Origin of the sequence: Alcanivorax sp. MD8A, from assembly GCF_002888555.1 — a bacterium.
Taxonomy (GTDB): Bacteria; Pseudomonadota; Gammaproteobacteria; order Pseudomonadales; family Alcanivoracaceae; genus Alcanivorax.
In genome coordinates this window covers 15,653-37,087 of record NZ_AQOQ01000006.1, presented here as the reverse complement: position 1 = coordinate 37,087, position 21,435 = coordinate 15,653, and the positions used below count along the sequence as shown (strand labels likewise).

At 57.3% G+C, this 21,435-nt stretch carries 16 protein-coding genes and 1 tRNA gene; 9 read left to right on the top strand and 8 right to left on the bottom strand.

What is annotated here, in order from left to right:
- The first annotated feature begins 29 nt into the window (after positions 1-29).
- From tig to A15D_RS04620, 7 genes are all read left to right on the top strand, one after another.
- Positions 30-1,343 carry a trigger factor gene (gene tig / locus A15D_RS04650; protein WP_102790961.1) on the top strand — a complete coding sequence of 438 codons (1,314 nt, stop codon included), beginning with the start codon at positions 30-32 and terminating at the stop codon, positions 1,341-1,343.
- Between the two features lie 377 nt (positions 1,344-1,720).
- Positions 1,721-2,377 (top strand): ATP-dependent Clp endopeptidase proteolytic subunit ClpP, encoded by a 657-nt coding sequence (gene clpP, locus A15D_RS04645; RefSeq protein WP_304528954.1) that lies wholly within the window; start codon positions 1,721-1,723, stop codon positions 2,375-2,377.
- Positions 2,378-2,506: 129 nt separating this feature from the next.
- A complete protein-coding gene (gene clpX, locus A15D_RS04640) occupies positions 2,507-3,787 on the top strand; it encodes an ATP-dependent Clp protease ATP-binding subunit ClpX (RefSeq protein ID WP_102790960.1) in 1,281 nt (426 codons plus the stop codon).
- 30 nt (positions 3,788-3,817) lie between these two features.
- Positions 3,818-6,217, top strand: a complete 2,400-nt coding sequence (gene lon, locus A15D_RS04635) for an endopeptidase La (protein WP_102790959.1) — start codon at positions 3,818-3,820, stop codon at positions 6,215-6,217.
- A 186-nt stretch (positions 6,218-6,403) separates the two neighbouring features.
- The gene (locus tag A15D_RS04630; RefSeq protein WP_102790958.1) at positions 6,404-6,676 is read left to right on the top strand and encodes an HU family DNA-binding protein; all 273 of its coding nucleotides are present in this window, start codon (positions 6,404-6,406) and stop codon (positions 6,674-6,676) included.
- 10 nt (positions 6,677-6,686) lie between these two features.
- Positions 6,687-6,763 (top strand) — tRNA-Asp (locus tag A15D_RS04625).
- A gap of 131 nt (positions 6,764-6,894) precedes the next feature.
- On the top strand, positions 6,895-8,829 hold the full coding sequence (locus A15D_RS04620; protein WP_102790957.1) for a SurA N-terminal domain-containing protein: 1,935 nt from the start codon (positions 6,895-6,897) through the stop codon (positions 8,827-8,829).
- A 556-nt stretch (positions 8,830-9,385) separates the two neighbouring features.
- On the opposite strand, the gene A15D_RS04615 is transcribed toward A15D_RS04620, so the two are convergent.
- From A15D_RS04615 to gloB, 8 genes are all read right to left on the bottom strand, one after another.
- Positions 9,386-10,186 carry an enoyl-ACP reductase gene (locus tag A15D_RS04615; protein ID WP_102790956.1) on the bottom strand — a complete coding sequence of 267 codons (801 nt, stop codon included), beginning with the start codon at positions 10,184-10,186 and terminating at the stop codon, positions 9,386-9,388.
- 154 nt (positions 10,187-10,340) lie between these two features.
- Positions 10,341-11,921 (bottom strand): ABC transporter ATP-binding protein, encoded by a 1,581-nt coding sequence (locus A15D_RS04610; protein ID WP_102790955.1) that lies wholly within the window; start codon positions 11,919-11,921, stop codon positions 10,341-10,343.
- Positions 11,918-12,955 carry an ABC transporter permease gene (locus A15D_RS04605; protein WP_102790954.1) on the bottom strand — a complete coding sequence of 346 codons (1,038 nt, stop codon included), beginning with the start codon at positions 12,953-12,955 and terminating at the stop codon, positions 11,918-11,920. The genes A15D_RS04610 and A15D_RS04605 overlap by 4 nt, the downstream gene beginning before the upstream one ends.
- A 1-nt stretch (position 12,956) precedes the next feature.
- Positions 12,957-14,033, bottom strand: a complete 1,077-nt coding sequence (locus A15D_RS04600) for a microcin C ABC transporter permease YejB (RefSeq protein WP_102790953.1) — start codon at positions 14,031-14,033, stop codon at positions 12,957-12,959.
- Positions 14,030-15,862: an extracellular solute-binding protein gene (locus tag A15D_RS04595; protein WP_102790952.1), complete on the bottom strand. Its 1,833-nt coding sequence runs from the start codon at positions 15,860-15,862 to the stop codon at positions 14,030-14,032. Before A15D_RS04595 ends, A15D_RS04600 begins: the two co-directional genes overlap by 4 nt.
- A gap of 12 nt (positions 15,863-15,874) precedes the next feature.
- On the bottom strand, positions 15,875-17,722 hold the full coding sequence (locus A15D_RS04590) for an extracellular solute-binding protein (RefSeq protein WP_233192075.1): 1,848 nt from the start codon (positions 17,720-17,722) through the stop codon (positions 15,875-15,877).
- Positions 17,700-19,304, bottom strand: coding sequence for a LysM peptidoglycan-binding domain-containing protein (locus A15D_RS04585; protein ID WP_102790951.1), 1,605 nt, complete (start codon positions 19,302-19,304; stop codon positions 17,700-17,702). Before A15D_RS04585 ends, A15D_RS04590 begins: the two co-directional genes overlap by 23 nt.
- A gap of 69 nt (positions 19,305-19,373) precedes the next feature.
- Entirely contained in the window at positions 19,374-20,147 is a 774-nt protein-coding gene (gene gloB, locus A15D_RS04580) for a hydroxyacylglutathione hydrolase (RefSeq protein WP_102790950.1), read from the bottom strand.
- Positions 20,148-20,192: 45 nt separating this feature from the next.
- Between gloB and A15D_RS04575 the strand changes: the two genes are divergently transcribed.
- Positions 20,193-20,978, top strand: coding sequence for a class I SAM-dependent methyltransferase (locus A15D_RS04575; protein ID WP_102790949.1), 786 nt, complete (start codon positions 20,193-20,195; stop codon positions 20,976-20,978).
- A 4-nt stretch (positions 20,979-20,982) separates the two neighbouring features.
- Positions 20,983-21,414, top strand: coding sequence for a ribonuclease HI (rnhA, locus tag A15D_RS04570; protein ID WP_022986562.1), 432 nt, complete (start codon positions 20,983-20,985; stop codon positions 21,412-21,414).
- Positions 21,415-21,435 lie beyond the last annotated feature (21 nt).

Sequence of the window (21,435 nt, the reverse complement as noted above, 5' to 3'; positions counted from 1 at the left end):
AGCGAAAAAGTCTTTTTAAAGAGGATGTTATGCAGGTTTCTGTTGAAACGACTTCAGGTCTTGAGCGCCGTCTGACGGTGGGTGTACCGGCGGAGAAAGTGGACTCTGCAGTAGAAGATAAACTGCAGGAAGCCAAGAAAAATGTCCGTCTGGACGGTTTCCGCCCGGGCAAAGTGCCCATGCGTGAAGTAAAGCGTCGCTTCGGCAGCGCCGTGCGTAACGATGTGCTGGCTGACGTTATGCGTGAGGCCTTCATTGAGGCGGTAGAGCAGGAAAAACTGCAACCGGCCGGCATGCCGGGCTTTGAAGCGACCACCAATGAGCCGGGTAAAGACCTTGAGTTCGTGGCGACCTTCGAAGTGTATCCGGAAGTAGAGCTGCAGGCTTTTGACGGCATTGCTGTCGAGAAGCCGCAGGCAGACGTTTCTGATGAAGACGTCGACACCATGATCGAGACCCTGCGTCAGCAGCGCGCCCAGTTCGAAGAAGTGGAGCGTGCCGCAGAACAGGGTGATCGCGTCAACATCAACTACAAGGGTCTCAAAGACGGTGAAGCCTTCGAGGGCGGCACCGCAGACGGCCAGAACCTGGAGCTGGGCTCCGGTCAGATGATCCCGGGCTTTGAAGATGGCATCGTTGGCATGAAGGCTGGCGAAGAGAAAGACATCGACGTGACCTTCCCGGAGGAGTACCACTCCGAAGAGCTGAAGGGCCAAGCCGTTGTTTTCCAGATCAAGGTCAACAAGGTAGAAGGCAAGCAGTTGCCGGAAGTGGATGCTGAGTTCATGAAGGCTTTCGGCGTTGACGATGGCGACGAAGCCAAGTTCAAGGCAGAAGTTCGCAAGAACATGGAGCGTGAGCTCAAGAACGCGATCACTGGCAAAGTGAAAGAGCAAGTCATGGAAGGCCTGTCCGACCTGCACGCATTTGACCTGCCGGCGGCTCTGGTTAGCCAGGAAGTTCAGCGCATGCGTCAGCAGATGGTTCAGCAGTTCGGCGGCGGCCAGCAATTTGATGCTTCCATCCTGCCGGATGACCTGTTCACCGAGCAGGCCCAGCGCTCTGTGCGTCTTGGCCTGATCATTCGTGCGATCCTTGACCAGAACGAGCTGAAAGCTGATGCCGATAAGGTGAAAGCCCGTGTTGAGGAAATCGCCGAGCAGTACGAGAAGCCTGAAGAAGTGGTGAACTGGGTGTACGGTAACCCCCAGCAGCTGCAACAGATCGAAGGCGCGGTGCTGGAAGAGCAGGTGGTTGACCTGGTGCTGGCCAGCGCCAAGGTCGATGAGAAAACCATGTCCTACCAGGATGCAGTGAAGCCGCGTGAGCAGGCTGAAGCCTGATTAGCCAGGCGATAACGGATCGGAAAAGGGGCCTTCGGGCCCCTTTTTTTGTTCCAGGCAGTCCCGGTAGTGGCATTCGCCAGTGCTGTATTTCCTTGCCTTTGGTGAGGGTATTGCCGCAATTTTTCCTGTTTTGGCTGCCGAATTGACCTATTAATGCACAATCTGGCCAAGAATTGCGCACTTGAACCCCACCAAGGCCCACTTTTATAGACGCCCCCATGGTGCCGTCATAAGATGCCAGAACAGTGATTTTTCCCGAAGCCCTTGTAATTCGCCTGTTTGGGCCCCATTGCAGCTTCAGGAGATGGCCGTTGCGACGGCCCTAATAATACCGTCCCGTCGTCTACGGATGACCGACCAGAGGGAAGCGCTACATGATCGACTTGAGCCGTATCCAATCCATGACCCCGGAAATGAGCCAGCTCATCAAGGACCCGACCAATCTGGGTCTGGTGCCGGTGGTGATCGAACAGACTGCTCGGGGTGAGCGTTCCTTTGATATTTATTCCCGTCTGCTGAAAGAGCGGGTCATTTTCATGGTGGGCCAGGTGGAAGATCACATGGCCAACCTGATCGTGGCGCAGCTTCTGTTTCTTGAATCCGAAAACCCGGACAAGGACATCCATCTGTATATCAACAGCCCGGGTGGCTCAGTGACTGCCGGTATGTCTATCTACGACACCATGCAGTTCATCAAGCCTGATGTGTCCACTATGTGTGTCGGTCAGGCCGCCAGCATGGGGGCCTTCCTGCTGGCTGCAGGCGCAGAAGGCAAGCGTTACGCCCTGCCTAATGCCCGTGTGATGATTCACCAGCCGTTGGGTGGTTTCCAGGGCCAGGCCTCGGATATCGAGATCCATGCCAAGGAAATCCTCAAGATCAAGGGCCAGTTGAACAACCTGCTGGCTCACCACACGGGCCAGCCGCTCGAGCGTCTGGAGAAAGATACCGATCGCGACAACTTCATGGGGGCGGAAGAGGCCCAGGAATACGGCATCATTGACGCCGTCTTGAAGCAGCGTCCCGTGTAATTAGGTAACGTTCGTTTAAAAAGTGTCCTAACGGCACCGCCGGGAGCCCGGCGGGCTTGAAAAAGCCCCGGTCTCCCTGCATCTTCAAAGATACAGCGATTTTCAATACACAGGTTTAGAGGCAATTCGATGACCGATACCACTGGCAAGAGCGATGACGGCAAGCTGCTGTACTGCTCCTTTTGCGGCAAGAGCCAGCATGAGGTGCGAAAGCTGATTGCGGGACCCTCGGTCTTCATCTGTGATGAATGTGTGGACCTGTGTAACGACATCATCCGCGAGGAAGTCCAGGAAGACAGCAGCGATACAGGAGGTGAGCGTCTTCCCAAGCCCAGCGAAATCAAGGACACCCTTGATGAGTACGTGATTGGCCAAGAGCGCGCCAAGAAAGTGCTGGCAGTGGCAGTTTACAATCACTACAAGCGGCTGCGCACCAGCGGTAAGGGCCGTGATGAGGTTGAACTGGGTAAAAGCAACATCCTGTTGATCGGTCCGACCGGTAGCGGCAAGACCCTGTTGGCAGAAACGCTGGCGCGACTGCTGAATGTGCCGTTCACCATCGCGGATGCAACTACCCTTACCGAAGCCGGTTATGTTGGTGAGGATGTAGAAAACATTATCCAGAAACTGCTGCAGAAATGTGACTACGATGTGGAAAAGGCCCAGCGCGGTATTGTCTATATCGATGAAATCGACAAGATTTCCCGCAAGTCCGACAACCCCTCCATTACCCGTGATGTGAGCGGGGAGGGCGTGCAGCAGGCGTTGCTCAAACTGATCGAAGGGACCGTTGCGTCCGTGCCGCCCCAAGGGGGGCGCAAGCATCCCCAGCAGGAGTTCCTGCAGGTGGATACGTCCAACATGCTGTTCATCTGTGGTGGTGCCTTCGCCGGTCTCGACAAGGTTATCCGTGACCGTTCCGAGAAAGGCGGGATCGGTTTCTCTGCCGAAGTGAAGAGCAAGGACGATACCCGCAATCTTGGAGAGTTGCTGGTGGATGTGGAGCCCGAGGATCTGGTGAAGTATGGCTTGATCCCGGAGTTCATCGGCCGTCTGCCTGTCATCGCGACGCTGGAAGAACTGAGCGAGGAAGCCCTGGTTCAGATTCTCACCGAGCCACGCAACGCCCTGACCAAACAGTATGCCCGCCTGTTCGAGATGGAAGGTGTGGAGCTGGATTTCCGCGAGGACGCCCTGCGCGCAGTGGCCAACAAGGCCATGGTTCGCAAGACCGGTGCCCGTGGACTGCGTTCCATTCTCGAAAGTGTATTGCTGGACACCATGTATCAGGTGCCTTCCATGGATGGCGTGGCCAAGGTGGTCATCGACAGCCCTACCATCAAAGGCGAATCCGACCCGTTGTTGATTTACGAAAACAGCGAGCAGTCTTCCAAGGTGGCGCCTGACTGAGGCGCCTCCCCGGTTATTTAGAGGCAATCTGTGCTGAAAGATATCCCCCTTTTGCCACTGCGTGATGTGGTGGTATACCCCCATATGGTCATTCCGTTGTTTGTTGGCCGGGAAAAATCCATTGCTGCTCTCGAAGCGGCCATGGCCGCTGACAAGCAGATCATGCTGGTGGCCCAGCGAAATGCATCTGACGATGATCCCGGTGTCGACGACATTTATCGGGTGGGTACCGTCTCAACCATTCTGCAGCTGCTGAAACTCCCTGACGGTACCGTGAAGGTACTGGTAGAAGGGGGCCAGCGTGCTCACGTTGTGAAGGCAGAGTTTGGCGAGCAAGGCGCCATTGCCGACGTTCGCGAACTGGAAGAAGGTTTGCCGGACAGCGGCGAACAGGATGCACTGGCCAAGTCTTTGCAGTCCCAATTCGAAGACTATGTGAAGCTGTCCAAGAAAGTGGCGCCGGAAGTCACAGGGTCAGTTTCATCCATTGACGAAGTCAGCCGTCTTGCCGACACCATTGCAGCGCATCTTCAACTCAAGCTTGAAGAGAAGCAGGACGTGCTGGAAATGGTGGATGTCCGTGAGCGGGTAGAGCACCTGATTGCGCTCATGGAATCGGATATTGATGTCCTGAAGGTAGAAAAGCGCATCCGTGGCCGCGTCAAGAAGCAGATGGAAAAGAGCCAGCGCGAGTATTACCTGAACGAGCAGATGAAGGCGATCCAGAAAGAGCTTGGTGATCTGGACGAAACCGGTAATGACCTGGACGAGCTGGAAAAGAAACTCGACAGCGTGGGCATGCCGAAGGAAGCGCGCGACAAGGCCCAAAGCGAGTTCAACAAGCTCAAGATGATGTCGCCCATGTCGGCAGAAGCGACCGTGGTACGAGGTTATCTGGACTGGATGACCTCGGTGCCGTGGAAAAAGCGCAGCCGGGTAAAACACGACCTCGCCAATTCCAAGCAAGTGCTGGACAGTGACCATTACGGTCTGGAAGAGGTAAAAGACCGTATTCTGGAATTTCTGGCAGTGCAAAGCCGGGTCGGCAAGGTGAAAGGACCTGTACTGTGCCTGGTGGGGCCGCCTGGTGTGGGTAAGACTTCGCTGGGGCAGTCCATCGCCAAGGCGACCAACCGCAAGTTTGTTCGCATGGCGCTGGGTGGTGTACGCGATGAGGCTGAAATTCGCGGTCATCGCCGGACCTATATCGGTTCCATGCCAGGCAAGATTATCCAGAAGCTGTCCAAGGTCGGGGTAAGAAACCCGTTGTTCCTGCTCGACGAAGTCGACAAGATGGGCATGGATAACCGCGGTGATCCGGCCTCTGCGCTGCTTGAGGTTCTGGACCCGGAGCAGAACGATACCTTCAGCGACCATTACCTGGAAGTGGACTACAACCTGTCAGAAACGTTGTTCATTTGTACGTCCAACTCCATGAATATTCCCGGACCGTTGCTGGACCGAATGGAAGTGATCCGTATCCCCGGTTATACCGAGGATGAGAAGGTCAACATTGCACTGCAGTACCTGGTGCCCAAACAGATCAAGAACAACGGTCTGAAAAAAGACGAGTTGGTGATCGGCGATGACGTGGTGCGTTATGTGGTGCGTCATTACACCCGCGAAGCCGGTGTTCGTGGTCTGGAGCGTGAGATCAGCAAGATCTGCCGCAAGGTCGTGAAAGAGAACCTGTTGGCGGGGGATGCCGCTGCGTCGGTGGCTCTCAGCGAAGATCAGGTAGAGCACTATCTTGGCGTGCGCAAGTTCAGCTTTGGCCGCGCAGAAGAGAATGACCAGGTTGGTCAGGTTACTGGCTTGGCCTGGACCTCCGTTGGCGGCGAGTTGCTCACGATTGAAAGTGTTTCCACTCCCGGTAAGGGGCGGGTAATCTCTACCGGCTCTCTGGGCGATGTGATGCAGGAATCGATTCAGGCGGCCTGGACGGTGGTGAAAAGTCGTGCGGGCACATTGGGAATTCGCCGTCGGGCACTGGAGCGCAACGATCTCCATATGCATGTGCCAGAAGGGGCAACGCCGAAGGATGGCCCAAGTGCTGGCATCGGCATGTGCACGGCCATGGTGTCGGTGTTGACGGGCATCCCGGTCAGGGCAGATGTGGCCATGACGGGTGAAATTACCCTGCGTGGCCAGGTATTGCCGATCGGTGGCTTGAAGGAAAAGCTTCTGGCAGCACACCGCGGTGGCATTAAAACGGTATTAATACCGGAAGAAAATGAACGGGATCTCAAGGAGATTCCGGAGAATATCAAGGCATCCCTGGATATCAGGCCTGTAAAATGGATTGACCAGGTGCTTGATGTGGCGCTGACTCACCAACCCAGTCCGCTTTCACAAGCGGAGCAGGAGGAGGATCTGGCGTTAGCTGAAGAGAAAAACCAGGAAGGTAACAAGCGTCCCAGTACACACTGACAGTCAACGTTTAAAAGTAATTTTAAATAGTTGATCTGTATGGTTTTTCATTTTTTTAAAACTTGGGAGAGTCTGCACTGTTGGTTCCTTGACGGCCCTTATACCCATTGGTATAAAAGCGGCTTCGCCAAAGGAGAGTGCGTCTCGCCTCGACCATAAAACCGGGAAAACAGAAAGGGGAACTTTGTGAATAAGTCAGAGTTGATTGATGCGATTGCCGCTAGCGCGGACATTTCCAAAGCTGACGCTGGTCGTGCTTTGGACGCTACTTTGGAAGCGGTAACTGGCGCCCTGAAAAAAGGTGACAGCGTTTCTCTGGTAGGTTTTGGTACTTTTGCTGTGAAAGAGCGCGCTGCACGTGAAGGCCGTAACCCGCAAACTGGCCAGACCATCCAGATCAAGGCAGCGAAAGTACCGGGCTTCAAGGCCGGTAAAGCGCTGAAGGATGCGGTGAACTAAACTGTTTGCAGGAGCGGTAGTTCAGCTGGTTAGAATACCGGCCTGTCACGCCGGGGGTCGCGGGTTCGAGTCCCGTCCGCTCCGCCAGTTTGAGAAAGCGCAGCCGTTCGCGGATGCGCTTTTTTCCGTTTATAGGAACTGTTGCTTGATGGGCGGTTCTGACATAACAAGACAGACATTCGAATCGTAATTCGAGAGTACCCCGACGGAGTAATTTCATGCAGGAGTTCAGACGGTTTGTCCGCGGTCCCGTGGGCAAGGTCCTGCTTGCCGCGATCATTCTTCCTTTCGTGATTTCCGGCTTTTACGGCTATTTTGTTGGTGGCGGTAGCGGCGATGTGGTGGCTGAAGTGGAAGGCACACCCATTACCCGTAACGCGGTCAACCAGCGGGTAGAGCGTGTTCGCGACATGTTGCGACAGCAAAGCCCGAATATGAATCCGGCCTTGCTGGATTCCTTTGTGCGCCCGGAAATGGTGCTCGATGGCCTGGTCAACGAGCAGTTGATCCTCAGCGCTGCCGAGCAGTCCAAGCTGGTATTCAGCACCAACCAGGTATCTGCTGACGTTCGCCAGATCGAGTTGTTCCAGGAAGACGGCAAGTTTTCCAATAACCGTTTTGAGCGTGAGTTGCGTAGCCGTGGCATGAGCCCGCAGGGCTACATCCGTGGGCTCCAGCAGGACATGGTTAAAGAACAGTATCGTGCGGGCTTCATGGCTACGAACTTCGCCTTGCCGTCCGAACTGGACGAGCAGCGCCGCCTGGGTGAGCAGGTTCGCGATATCCGCTATACCGAGCTGGATCTCAATGCCCTGCGTAGCAGTTTCTCCGTGAGTGACGATGAAATCGCCACCTTCTACGAGGAGAACCAGGGCGAATTCATGCGTCCGGAAGAGTTCCGTATTGCCTACGTGAGCCTCTCGGCAGATCAGTACGCCGATCAGGTGTCGGTCACCGATGAGGATGTGGCGGAAGAGTATGAGGTCCGCAAGGCGATTCTTGCTGAATCCGGTGCCAATACGGCTCGCAAGGTAGCGCATATCCTGATCGCAGTAGACGGTGATCGTAGTCTGGAAGACGCCAAGGTACGTGCCGAAGAAGCTGAGAAAGCCATTGCCGGTGGTATGAGTTTCGCCGATGCCGCTGCGGACTATTCGGACGACCCGGGTTCGGCCACCAGCGGTGGTGACCTGGGCGTGGTGACCAAGGGCGCGCTGCCGGCAGAAATGGAGGCGGCCATTGCAGAACTCGAACCGGGTGTGGTGTCTGCACCGGTAGTAAGCGATGCGGGTGTACACCTGATCAAGGTCACCGAAGTGGCAGAAGAGCGTGACATGCCTACCCTGGCAGAACTCTCCTCGCAAATTCGCGCGGATCTCAAGCAGGCTCGTGCTGAGGCCATGCTCAACGAAGATGTGGCGACCCTTGAAGAGTCTCTGTACGAGCACAGCTCACTGGACAGCCCGGCAGAGCAGATCGGTGCAGAAGTACAGCGTACCGAATGGGTTGCCCTGTCCGCGTTGCCGTCTCCGTTAAACGCGCCGGCCGTTCAGCAAGCCCTGAACAGTGATGAAGTTCGCCGTGATGGCCATAACAGTGAGTTGCTTGAATCTGCCCCGGGCCAGTATCTTGCCGTGCGGATCGTCGAAGAGAAGGCCGCAGAGCCGCTGCCTCTGGACGAAGTCCGTTTCGCCATTGAGGAGCGTATCAAGGGTGAGCGCGCGGCTGACAAGGTTCAGTCCCTGATCGGCGAGGCCGAGAAAAAGCTGGAAGAGGGCGCTAGCCTGGAAGATATTGCTAGCCTGTTTGAAGCGGAAGTCCAGGAGCAGGAAGGGCTGCAACGTGGTGGCGCCGAGCCGTCCATGGAAGTGGTCAATGGTGCTTTCGGTCAGTCACGCCCGGCGGAAGGCGGCGAGGGCAGTGTGGCGATTACTCGCACCGGAAATGGCTCCCTGATTGCGTATCAGGTCACTCGAGTGGAAGACGGTAACGCCGACCCGCTCACTGACGAGCAACAGCTGGCAGCCCTGCGTGAGCTTGGCAATATCGAGGGTCAGCGCAGTTTCCGTCAGGTTGTTGCCCTGTTGAGAGAAGAGGGGGATGTGGAACTGCATCCATCTCGCCTCAGTACCAATGCGGGTGATGAGCAGTAAGTTCGTTATCAGCACGACTAAAAAGCCCACCAGACGGTGGGCTTTTTAGTATATAGCTATCAGCTATCAGCTGTGAGCTACAAGCTACAAGCTACAAGCTACAAGCTACAAGCTACAAGCTACGCTTGGCAGGAAGAAAAAACTCAAAATAGTTCCCGGTTTTTTGAAGAACGGAAACGCCTTCCAGATCGTTGAGTTCGGCGCCAATAAATAACCTGAGCACTCCGTAGGAACGTAGCGCAGCGGAGTAACGCACGTAGTGCGGCCCCGAAGGGCTGAGCGAAGCGAATAACCATGCTCGCATGGCGAACCGAGTCTAAACGAGGTAAGGATTCCAGAGCGCATGGGCACCATCACTTGAATGGTCTCTGCAGAATGCCCCCTTCGGACCGCACCTTTTTCTCCTGCAAAACACGGGGCGAAGACGCCTCTGTAGCAGCTTGCGCGGCTTTGTTTTGAGAATGTTGCCAACAAAAAAGCCCGCCCGGGAAACCGGGCGGGCTTTTTGTTGGGTTCGAGAGGGGGAGGCGGCTTATCTGCTGCCCCTGCCGTTGTCTTACTCGGCTTCCAGCTCGAAGGGCATGGACACGGTGCTGGCACCGGCATCGACATAGGTAATCTCGCCAGTGATGCCGGACGCCAGATCCGAGCACAGGAAGGCGGCGGTGTTACCGACTTCCTCAATGGTTACATTGCGACGCAGTGGCGCTTTGGCAGCGTTGTAGTCGAGCATGCTACGGAATTTCTTGATCCCGGAGGCAGCCAGGGTGCGAATCGGACCGGCAGAGATACCGTTCACACGGATACCTTCCGGCCCCATGCTGGAGGCCAAATAACGGACAGACGCTTCCAGGCTGGCTTTGGCCATGCCCATGACGTTGTAGTTAGGCACGGTCTGGCGAGCGGCGTGGTAGCTCAGGGTGAGCAGGGCGGCGTTGCGGCCGGCCATCATCTTGCGGCCTGCTTTGGCCAGCGCGACGAAGCTGTAACTGGAGATGTCGTGGGCAATCTTGAATCCTTCGCGGGTGGCCACGTCGACGAAGTTACCGTCCAGTTCGTTACCGGGGGCAAAGCCGACAGCGTGAATGATACCGTCCAGTCCATCCCACTTGGCCGCCAGACCCTCGAATACCGCGTCAATCTGGGTGTCATCGGTGACATCACAGGGAAAGCACAGTTCGGTGCTGCTGCCGTAACGTTCGGCGGCTTTTTCCACACGGCTTTGCAGCTTGTCATTCTGGTAGGTGAAGGCCAACTCGGCGCCTTCACGATGCATGGCTTCGGCAATACCGGTAGCGATGGAGCGGTCGCTGGCAATACCAACGATCAGATAGCGTTTGCCTGCAAGAAATCCCATGGTCTTCCCTCAACGGTTTCAGGTGTATCCCGGTTTATGTGGGTGCAGTGTGTGCATTGCGGCCAAGTATAGGCAATTTCTGCCCTGATGACGCGAACTCGGCCCCATTGAAATGCAACGGTGTGTTTCCTTTGGCGGGGCTTTCAATAGCCCACTAATCCCCGGCAAAAGCCGCGTTGATCAGCTTACGGGTGTAGGCTTGCTGGGGGGCATCGAATATCGCTTCCACGTCGCCCTGTTCGACCACCTGGCCATCTTTCATAACCATAACCCGGTGACAGATGGCGCGGATTACCTTGAGATCGTGGCTGATAAACAGATAGCTCAGCTGGTGGCGCTGCTGCAGGGACTTCAGCAGTTCCAGAATCTGGAATTGGACACTGCGGTCCAGCGCTGAGGTTGGCTCATCAAGGATCAGAAGGTCTGGCTGCAGGATAAGCGCCCGGGCGATGGCGATACGTTGCCGCTGCCCCCCGGAGAATTCATGGGGATACCGGTGCCGGGCCTGTTGTGGCAGGCCCACTTCGTCCAGCAAGGCGTTGACACGGCTGTCCCGCTCCTGGCGAGCCAGGGCCGGTTCGTGCACGGCAAGCCCCTCGGCAATGGCCTGGCCCACCGTCATGCGGGGATTGAGACTACCGAAGGGATCCTGAAACACCACCTGCATGCGGCGGCGCCAGGGCCGTAATTGCCCCTGGCTAAGTGTATGGATGGCGGTGCCATCCAGGGTGATGCTGCCCTTGCTGGCGATTAGCCGGAGCAGGGCAAGTGCCAGGGTCGATTTACCCGACCCAGACTCGCCAACAACGCCGAGGGTTTCGCCCTTGTGTACCGTCAGGCTGATACGGTCTACGGCCTGAAATACCGGTGCCGGAGCAAATAGCCGGGTGCGTTTACCTTTGAAGGCCACGTCGATATCGGTGGCTTCCAGCAGGACGGCGGTGTCCTCAGGCAGGGCAGGCATACGGCCCTGCGGTTCGGAGTTCAGCAGGTGCCGGGTGTACTCCTCCTGCGGTTCCGTCAGCACGGTCCGCGTCGGCCCGGCTTCCACGCGTTTGCCGTTGTGCATGACAATGATGTCATCGGCAAACCGGCCGACGACGCCAAGATCATGACTGATCAGAAGGATCGACAGGCCAAGCTCGGTCTGCAGTCGCTTGATCAGGGTCAGGATGGTTTCCTGTACGGTGACATCCAGAGCGGTAGTCGGCTCGTCGGCAATCAGGACCTGGGGATTATTGGCCAACGCCATGGCAATCATGACGCGCTGGCGCTGCCCACCACTTAATTGGTGGGGATAGCGCTTTAGCATGTCATCACTGGCGGGCAGTTCCACTTGTTCGAGCAGTTCCAGGCAACGTTTGCGGGCCTGGGCATGGCTCATGCCCTGATGGACAAACAGGCTTTCGCTGATTTGCTTCTCGACGGTGTGCAAGGGATTGAGGGCGGTCAGCGGCTCCTGGAAAATCATCCCGATACGGCCGCCGCGCAAGGCCCGCTTCTGCTTGTCGTTGAGCTGCAGCAGGTCCTCACCCTCGAAAGTCACGCTGTCCGCTTTCCAGGTGGCGCTGTCGGGCAGCAAGTCGAGTATCGAGAGGGCCGTTAACGACTTCCCCGAGCCGGATTCGCCCACCAGTGCCAGCATGCGACCGGGTTCCAGGTCCAGATCCATGCCATCCACGGCAACCTGATGACCAAACTGTATGTGTAGTCCGCGCAAGGAAAGCAGGCTCATTGCAAAAACTTCCTTGTGTCAAAGGCGTCACGAATCGCTTCGCCGATGAACACCAGCAGCGTCAGCATGATGGTGAGCGTGGTGAAAACGCTGATGCCAATCCAGGGGGCATGCAAGTTGGCTTTGCCCTGGCCTACCAGCCGGCCCAGCGAGGGGGCATCGGGCGGCAAGCCGAAGCCGATGAAATCGAGAGATGTCAGTGTGACAACGGCGGCATTGAGGATGAAGGGCAGGAAGGTCAGCGTCGCGACCATGGCATTGGGCAGCATGTGGCGGAACATGATCACCGGAGCCCGCACGCCCATGGCTTTGGCTGAGCGCACGTAATCCATGTTTCGACAGCGCAGGAATTCAGCACGAACCAGATCCACCAGTGTCATCCAGGAAAACAGCAACATGATGACCAGCAGGCTCCAGAAGCTGGGAACCACAAAACTGGAAATGATTATGATCAGGAACAGGGTGGGCATGCTGGACCAGATTTCGATAAAGCGCTGGCCAAACAGGTCCAGCTTGCCGCCGTAGTAGCCTTGCACAGCACCCACGAGGATACCGACGATGCTCGACAGGATGGTCAGCATCAGCCCGAACAGCACGGAAATGCGGAACCCGTACAACAGTCCGGCCAGGATATCGCGGCCCTGGTCATCGGTACCCAGCCAGTTCTCCGAGGAGGGCGGGGCCGGGGCAGGGACATCCAGGTCGTAGTTGATGGTGTTGTAGCTGAAGGCGATAGGGGGCCAGATCATCCAGCCCTTTTCGTTGATCAGCTCCTGTACCACCGGGTCTCGGTAGTTGGCTTCAGATTCGAAAAAGCCGCCGAAGGTGGTCTCCGGGTAGCTGTTGAATACCGGCACGTACCAATCGCCCTCGAAGCTCACCAGCAACGGCTTTTCGTTGGCGACCAGCTCGGCACCAAGGCTCACCACAAACAGCAACAGAAATACCCATAGCGACCAGTAGCCGCGACGATTGCTGCGAAATGCTTGCCACTGGCGGGCCCAGACGGGGTTGGTGATTTTCAGCAGAGGCATATCAGTGGTCTCTCCGCTCAAAATCGATGCGCGGATCGACCCACACGTAGGTCAGGTCACTGACGAGCTTCATGACCAGGCTCAACAGGGTGAAGATGAACAGGGTGCCGAATACCACCGGGTAGTCCCGGCTGATCACCGCTTCGAAGCCCAGCAGGCCGAGGCCATCCAGTGAGAAGATGTATTCGATCAGTAGCACACCGGTGAAGAACATGCTGATAAAGGCAGCGGGGAAGCCTGCGATGATAATCAGCATGGCATTGCGGAACACATGACCATACAGCACCTGTTTTTCCGCCAGACCCTTGGCGCGGGCGGTTTGCACATACTGCTTGCGGATCTCATCCATGAAGGAGTTCTTGGTCAGCATGGACAGGGTGGCGAAGTTGCCGGCCACGATGGCTATGGTGGGTAGGGTGATGTGCCAGATATAGTCCCATACCTTGCCCATTACCGTGAGTTCATCAAAGTTGTCAGAGGTGAGCCCGCGTAACGGGAACCATTCGAAATAGGAGCCGCCGGAAAACAGCACGATCAACAGCAGGCCCAGCAAGAAACTGGGAATGGCGAAGCCGATGACGATAAGGGTGCTGCTCCATACATCAAAACGGGTGCCATCGTGCACCGCCTTGCGAATGCCGAGGGGGATGGAGACCAGATAGGCGATCAGGGTGCTCCACAAGCCAAGAGAGATAGAGACTGGCAGGCGCTCGATGATCAACTCGGTGACCGACCGATCGCGGTAGTAGGATTCGCCAAAATTACCGCTGAAATAGTTTTTCACCATGAGCCAGAAGCGCTCGGGGGCAGGCTTGTCAAAGCCGTACATCTTCTCGATACGCTCCACCAGTTCCGGGGGCAGCCCTTTGGCATTCTGGTAATTGCCCCCGGTCATGGTGTCGGCACTGCCGCCGGCAAAGCTGCTTCCGGTGCCGCCAGTGCCGATCCCCTGAAGTTCAGCCAGGGTTTTTTCCACGGGCCCACCGGGCGCGGCCTGGATAACAACAAAGTTCAACAACAAAATGCCAAACAGAGTCGGTATCACCAGCAACAGGCGTTTGCCGATATAGAGCTTCATTGCGCAGTGCTATCCCACCAGGTGTCCAGAGAGGTATCGAGTGGCACGTACCGGGCAAACTCCGGGTGACGCAGCCGGGCCTGGTAGGCAATGCGATGCTCGTTGGTGTACCAGTTAAGCACCGAGTAGTAATTCCATTGCAGCACCCGGTCCAGGGCTCGGCAGCTGGTCACCAGCGCTTCGCGGTTGGGGGCCGCGATGATCTGGTCGACCAGGGCATCCACGACCGGGTTCTGTATGCCGATCAGGTTGCGGCTGTTGGGTTGATCGGCAGCGGCTGAGCTCCAGTATTCCTTCTGCTCATTGCCTGGAGAGCTGGATTGCCCGATGCGCCCCACAATCATGTCGAAATTGAAATTACGGATGCGCTCCACGTATTGGGCTGAATCAATGGTGATAACGCTGGCGTCAATGCCCAGGGCTTTGAGGTTGCGCGAGAATGGCAGCACCACACGCTCGAAGGCCGGGGAGCTGAGCATAATCTCGAATTTGACCGGGGTCCCCTTGGGCGAGAACAGGGTGCCATCACGGAACTGGTAACCCGCCTGTTTGAGCATCTGTTGCGCCTGGCGAAGATTCTCACGTGGGCGGCCAGAACCGTCGCTCTGCGGGGGCTGGTAGGCAGTGGTAAAGACTTCATCGGGTAGCTGGTCCCGGAACGGCTCCAGCAATGCCAGCTCGGCCTTGCTGGGCAAGCCGGTTGCCGCCATGTCGGAGTTTTCGAAATAACTGCGGTTACGCTTGTACTGACCGTAGAACAGGTTGCTGTTGGACCACTCGAAATCGAACGCGTAGCCGATGGCCTTGCGCAGGGTCATATCCTGGAAAAGGGGTTTGCGGATGTTGAACAGGAAGCCCTGTGCGCCCCACGGGTTGTGGTGAGCGACGGTTTCGGTCTTGATCTGCCCTTTGCTGAAAGCGGGCCCTTTGTAGGCCGTTGCCCACAGTTTTGAGTTGTTTTCGTGGCGCCAGTCGTAGTTGCCACTTTTGAAGGCTTCCAGTGCCACATTTTCTTCGAGGTAATAATCGTAAGTGATGGTGCCGAAGTTGTTACGGCCGCGCATGACCGGCAAGTCTTTTGCCCAGTAATCGTCACGCAGCGCATAGGTAATCTGCTTGCCGGGGTCGGCCTTGACGATACGGTAGGGGCCAGAGCCTACGGGAATAGACATGCCACTTTTTTCGAAGTCCTGTTTTTCCCAGATGTGTTTGGGTAACACGGGAAGCTGACCGATGATCAGCGGGAGCTCCTTGTTGATGCTGCCAGGCTTGAAATGAAAGGTCACCGTAAGTGGGTCGTTGATTTCGACGTTATCCACTTCTGCATAGTAATAGCTGTAAAAAGGGCGCCCTTTCTCCATCAGGGTGTTAAAGGTCCAGGCCACGTCCTCGGCACGCACCGGGTGCCCATCGGAAAAACGGGCTTCTTCGTGCAGGTGGTAGCGTACCCAGCTGCGGTCATCTGGCCACTCGATGGTTTCTGCCAGTAGCCCATATTGGGTGAAGGGTTCGTCTTCGCCGCGCACGGTGAGCGAATCGTAGAGATGGGAGTTATCGGTTGCCCCCATGCCGGCAGCGGGGCGCCCCTTGGGCACGAACGGGTTGAGTGAATCGAAGCTGCCTACCACATGCAGACGCAGGGAGCCGCCTTTGGGAGCATTCGGATTGGTATAGTCAAAATGACTGAAACTTGCCGGGTACTGGGGCTCGCCGTGCATGGCAATGGCGTGGCCCTTGTGAACTTCCGCGCTGGCTAGCCCGGAACAAAGACACAACCCCAGAAACAGCCCACGCAGCATTCGTTGATGAATGGTGCCGTGAATGGCCATAGGAACTCCTTTTTATTCTTTCATCCACCAAGTATCCAGACCCAGCCCGAAGGGGATTGGTTCCGGGGGACGGGCAAACTTGTCCCACCAGGCAATCCTGTGGTGGCGGATATGGTAATTGAGGACGCCATAATGCTGGTAGCGCAGGCGACGATCCAGTGCCTGCAGTGCCTGCGTGTAGTCATTTTCTGTCGCGGCGGACAGCGCGGTGTTAACCAGGTGATCCACAATCGGATCGCTGATGCCGGCCAGGTTGCGGCTGCCCGAAATGTTGGCGCTGTCGGAGAGAAAATAATCCTTCAGCTCCGGGCCTGGGTAGTCGCGCATGGGCAGCACAGACAGCACCACGTCATACTTGAAGTGATCCAGCTTTTCCTTGAAGGCCGCAGGGTCGACTTCCCGGTAATCGGCTTCAATACCCAGTCGTTTGAGATTGCGGAACCAGGGAGCAAGTATGCGGTAGATACCGGGGTTATGGTAATTCAGAACCGTGAAGCGAAGCGGTTTGCCCTCGCTGTTGACCAGCTTGTTGCCTTGCATCTGCCAGCCGCTCTCCTTGAGAAGCGTGAGGGCTTCACGCATTCGGTCACGGATCTGGCCGCTGCCGTCGTTGACCGGCGGGGTGATATCCGCAGAAAAATAATCGTCGGGCAATGCGCTGGTCAGCGGAGCAAGCAGGGCCTTCTCGGCGTCTGTTGCGCTTTGGGTGGCACGGTACGGGCTATTGGGAAACCAGCTAACGGTACGGGTATAGGCGTTGGCAAACAGGTTACGGTTTGACCACTCGAAATCGAACAGCAGGCTTGCCGCCTTCCTCACCCTTTGGTCGTCAAATGGGGCCCGCCGGGTGTTGAAGAAAAAGGCCTGAACCGGGCGGGGAATCCGGTGGGGGATTTCCGCCCGCAAGACTCGCCCGTCATTCATGGCGGCGAAGTTGAATGCGGTAGCCCAGCGTTTCGAACTGTATGTGTAATGAAGGTCATAACCGCCAGACTTGAACGATTCAAATCCCACATCGGCATCCCGGTAAAATTCGAAGATCACCTTGTCGAAATTGTAACGCCCGCGATTCACTGGCAGGTCTTTTGCCCAGTAATCTTCAACCCGCTCAAATACCACCTTTTTGCCGCCACTGATGTCGCTGACCCGGTACGGGCCGCTGGAGACCGGCGGTTCCAGTGTGGTGCGGGTAAAATCGTGCTTTTCCCAGTAGTGCTTTGGCAGAATCGGGATGGCGCCAACAATCAGGGGCAAGTCCCGCCGCGCCTCACTGAAGGTAAAGCGAACCGTTTGTGCATCTATCGCTTCAACAGAGGCCACATCGACCAGCCGCAGGCTGTATTCGGGGTGCCCCTGTTCGCGCAGGGTGTTGAATGAGAACACCACATCGTCAGCGCGAATGGGTTCTCCATCATGGAAGCGGGCGCCATCACGCAGGTGAAAAATGCACCAGCTGCGGTCTTCAGGGTATTCAATCCAGTCGGCGATCAGTCCGTAAGCTGCTCCGGCTTCATCCCCCAGCGGGTTATGTGGCTGAGATCCCATTAGCAGGCTGTCACCCAGCTCGGTGACCCCGTACATCTGGATGCCGGGTGTATCAGCGGGGCTGATGCCCTTGAGGATATAGGGATTGAGGCTGTCGAAGGTGCCGTTTCCGAACAAGGTGATACTGCCGCCTTTGGGGGCGTCCGGGTTTACGTAATCCAGATGCTTGAAGTCGGCGGGGTATTTCAGGTCGCCGAAGGGGTGGTAGCCGTGGCTACGAGTGACGTGGGGCTGTTCCGCCTGTGCCGAAGGGAGAATCCCCAGGCACAGGCAGGCAGTGATCAGACATCGTTTAGAAAGATTGGCGAATATCAACGTAAAGAGTCAGCCGTTGCCCGGGTTGAATGTATCGGTTGCTGGCCACTGTCTGGTTCCAGCTCTTGATATCGTTTACCGATACATTAAAGCGGTCGGCAATGGCATACAAGGAATCCCCGTTACGTACGGCATAGCGAACCTTTCGGACCATCTTGTCGTCAGCCCGGCTGGCCGGGCTGGCTGCCTGACTGCCTTTGGCCCAGATGGCAAGTGACTGGCCGATGCTCAGGCTGTCGCCAGGTGCCATGTTGTTCCAGCGTGCCAACTCTTTCACGCCCACGTCATGGGAACGGGCAATCGCCCACAGGGTGTCGCCGGAGCGCACGGTGTAATCGAGCCGGGTGCGGCCGTTTCGCTCACGCCCCTGATTGGCGGCAAGGCGGGCGTCGGCACTCAGGGTGTAGCTGTCACTACTGGCCGCGGGCCCGGGAATCAGCAGGGTACGACCTGCAATAATGGTGTTGCCCTTCAGATGGTTGATGCTGCGTAGTGCCTGGGGGGTGGTGCGGTAACGGCGTGCAATGGCGCCGAGGTTGTCGCCGGGCTGAATCTCATAGCGGGCCCATTGCATGCGCTGGTCAGCGGGCAGGGCGGCGAGGCCTGTGCGGAAGTTGTCTGCCCGCTCCACCGGGATTAGCAGCCGGTGAGGGCCATCCGGTGAGGTGGCCCAACGGTTGTAGGACGGATTGAGCAGGTACAGCTCCTCGACGGAAATGTCTGCCAGCCGAGCCGCCTGGGCCAGATCAATCTGCCCACCGGTGTCTACTTGCTCGAAATAGGGTTCGTTGCGGATGGGGTGTAGTGCTACCTCGTACTTGCCCGGCTCCTGCACGATCTGGGCGATGGCGAGCAGTTTGGGCACGTAGGCAGTGGTTTCACGAGGGAGTTTGAGACTCCAGAAATCCGTCGGTTTGCCTGCCTCTTCGTTACGGCGAATGGCACGGGAGACCGTGCCACCCCCGGCGTTATAGGAGGCCAGCGCCAGAAGCCAGTCGCCGTCAAAGCGATTGGACAGTTTCTGCAGGTAATCCAGGGCCGCATTGGTGGATTTGATGACATCGCGGCGCTGATCTTCCCACCAGGTGCGTTGCATGCCGAAGTAGTCACCGGTGGAGGGGATGAACTGCCAGGGGCCAGCGGCGCGGCCGTGGGAATAGGCAAAGGGGTCGAAGGCGCTTTCCACTATGGGCAGTAGTGCCAGTTCCAGTGGCATTTCACGGGCTTCTGCCTGCTCGACAATATAGTGAAGATAGCGCTCGGAGCGAGTGGTCACCCGTTGAAAGTATTGAGGGTGCCGGGCATACCATTCCCGTTGCACGCGAATGCGGTCGTTTTCAACGGTGAGATCGAGCCCGTATCCGGCACGCAGGCGGACCCACAGATCGTCATCATCGGCCGGGTCAGGTTTGCTGGCGTCGTCCACCGGCGCGGGTTCTTCCATGCCATTGGCCAAGTTCACGTCATCTACCGAGGGCTCTGCCGCGGGCATGGGGGGCAATTCATCAATGGATTGATGGCTGGCGCAACCAGACAACAGGGCCAGTCCTACCAACATGGCTGCGCTAAAAAATATTTTCATAATAATTCGGACAGCAAAAATTTTCGGTAATTCTAAAAGTCAGGCTTTGCCGGCAGCAAGCGCTGTCGGCTAAAAGTTGTCCTTCCAGCGACGCAAGGCGGCAAACGTCTGCGTATCACTCTCGCGGGCACCGGGCTCGCGGGCCTCGCAGGCTGCTTTGACAGCAGGGTCCGATGCCCTCAAAAAGGGGTTGGTACGGGTTTCTTCGGCCAGCGTGGAGGGCAGGGTAATCTCTCCCAGCTGCCTTGCTTGCTTCACGGCGCTGTGGCGCGCCTGCAGTCGAAGATCGTCCGGAGTTACCGCCAGGGCAAAGTCCAGATTGGCCTGAGTATATTCATGGGCACAGTAGACCAGGGTCTCGCCGGGCAGTTCGGCGAGGATTTGAAGAGAATCATGCATTTGTGACGGAGTTCCCTCAAACAGTCGCCCGCAACCTCCGGCAAACAGGGTATCGCCACAAAACAGCCAGTGCTGGTCGGCGCAGTAGAAGGCAATGTGTCCCAGCGTATGGCCTGGCACCTCCATCACGCTGAGGGCGATATCGAGCCCAGCGGGGGTAATGCAGTCATTGTGGTGCAAGGGATGCGTCATGCCGGGAATGGATTCGCGGGCTGGGCCATACACGGGGATATCCCTGTTGGCGGTAAGGGCTGCGATTCCGCCCACGTGATCCGGGTGGTGATGGGTGATCACGATGGCGGTGAGAGCAAGAGCGTGCTGGGCCAGAAACTGCTCGACCGGGGCGGCGTCACCGGGGTCTACCACGACGCAAGCGTCACCCTGGGGGATGGCCCAGATATAGTTGTCACGGAATGCGGGGATGGCAGTGGGGCTCGATAGCATGACGTGATAGGCTCCTGAGGAAGACGTTTAACAGGTATTGTCCCCATGCAACTGCCGCCACTCAACCGTATTTCGTTCAGTCCCTCTGCTGCAGGCTCGGAAGCGATGGTCCGCGGGTTCGACCAATGGCTCGAAACAGAGCCCGGCCAGGCCGTGCTGGCTGCTGAAGCGGGCATGCTCAACGAGTGGTTGCGCGGCCAGGTCGGACAGCGTGCTGTGGTGGCGTACAGTAGCCGCGGCCAGGACTTGCTGCGCGAGTGCCCCTTGCGCTGGCATACCTCGGTGGCGCCGCCAGGGTTTGACGGAGTGGCGATCCAGGCGCGGCCGGAGTTGTTGCCCTTTGCCAAGAGTAGCGTCGATCTCATGGTGCTGCATCATGTGCTGGATTTCGCACAGGACCCTCACCAGGTGTTACGGGAAGCCAGCCGGGCGATTGCGCCGGGGGGCAAGATTGCGCTGGTCGGTTTCCATCCCTTGAGCATGATGGGGCTGGCGCGCTGGTTCTTTTGGCGTGAGCGTCCTGGCTGGTCCGGCCGTTTCTACCGGCCAAACCGTGTCACGGACTGGCTGCAGGTGTTGGGATTTGAGGTCGATGGGATGGCCAGTGGCTTCTATACTATGCCGCTTTCTCAACATGGCCGTTCGCGGATTCGTTTGCTGGCGTGGCTGGGGCGCGTATTGTGGCCTCGTCATGGCGGTACCTATTTGCTGGTTGCCCGCAAGCGGGCGGGTATGGTCAAGCCTTTGCCGAGCCGCCAACGTAAAGTGCCTCGCAATACCGTTGTTCCTGTGCCAGTGGCGCGCTGGGGGCAGCAGAACCGGGAGTCCTGATTCATTGAAAGCAGTTTATATTTATACCGACGGCGCCTGCCGGGGTAACCCTGGCCCAGGGGGCTGGGGCGTTGTGTTGCGTTACGGCAGCAATGAGAAAGAAATGTACGGTGGTGAGCCTGAGACCACGAATAATCGTATGGAGCTGATGGCCGCGATTCGTGGGCTGGAAACCCTGACCAAGCCGTGCCAGGTGGTGCTGACCACGGATTCCCGTTATGTCATGGATGGCATTACCTCCTGGATGGCCAACTGGAAGAAGCGCGGCTGGAAAACGGCCTCAAAGCAGCCGGTCAAGAATGTGGATTTGTGGCAGCGTCTGGATGCCGCTGCGCAGCCACACACCATCGATTGGCAATGGGTCAAAGGGCATAGCGGTCATCCGGAAAATGAACGGGCAGATGCGCTGGCCAATCGTGGCATCGACGAGTTGTAACCGAATACTGGTGAAGGAAAG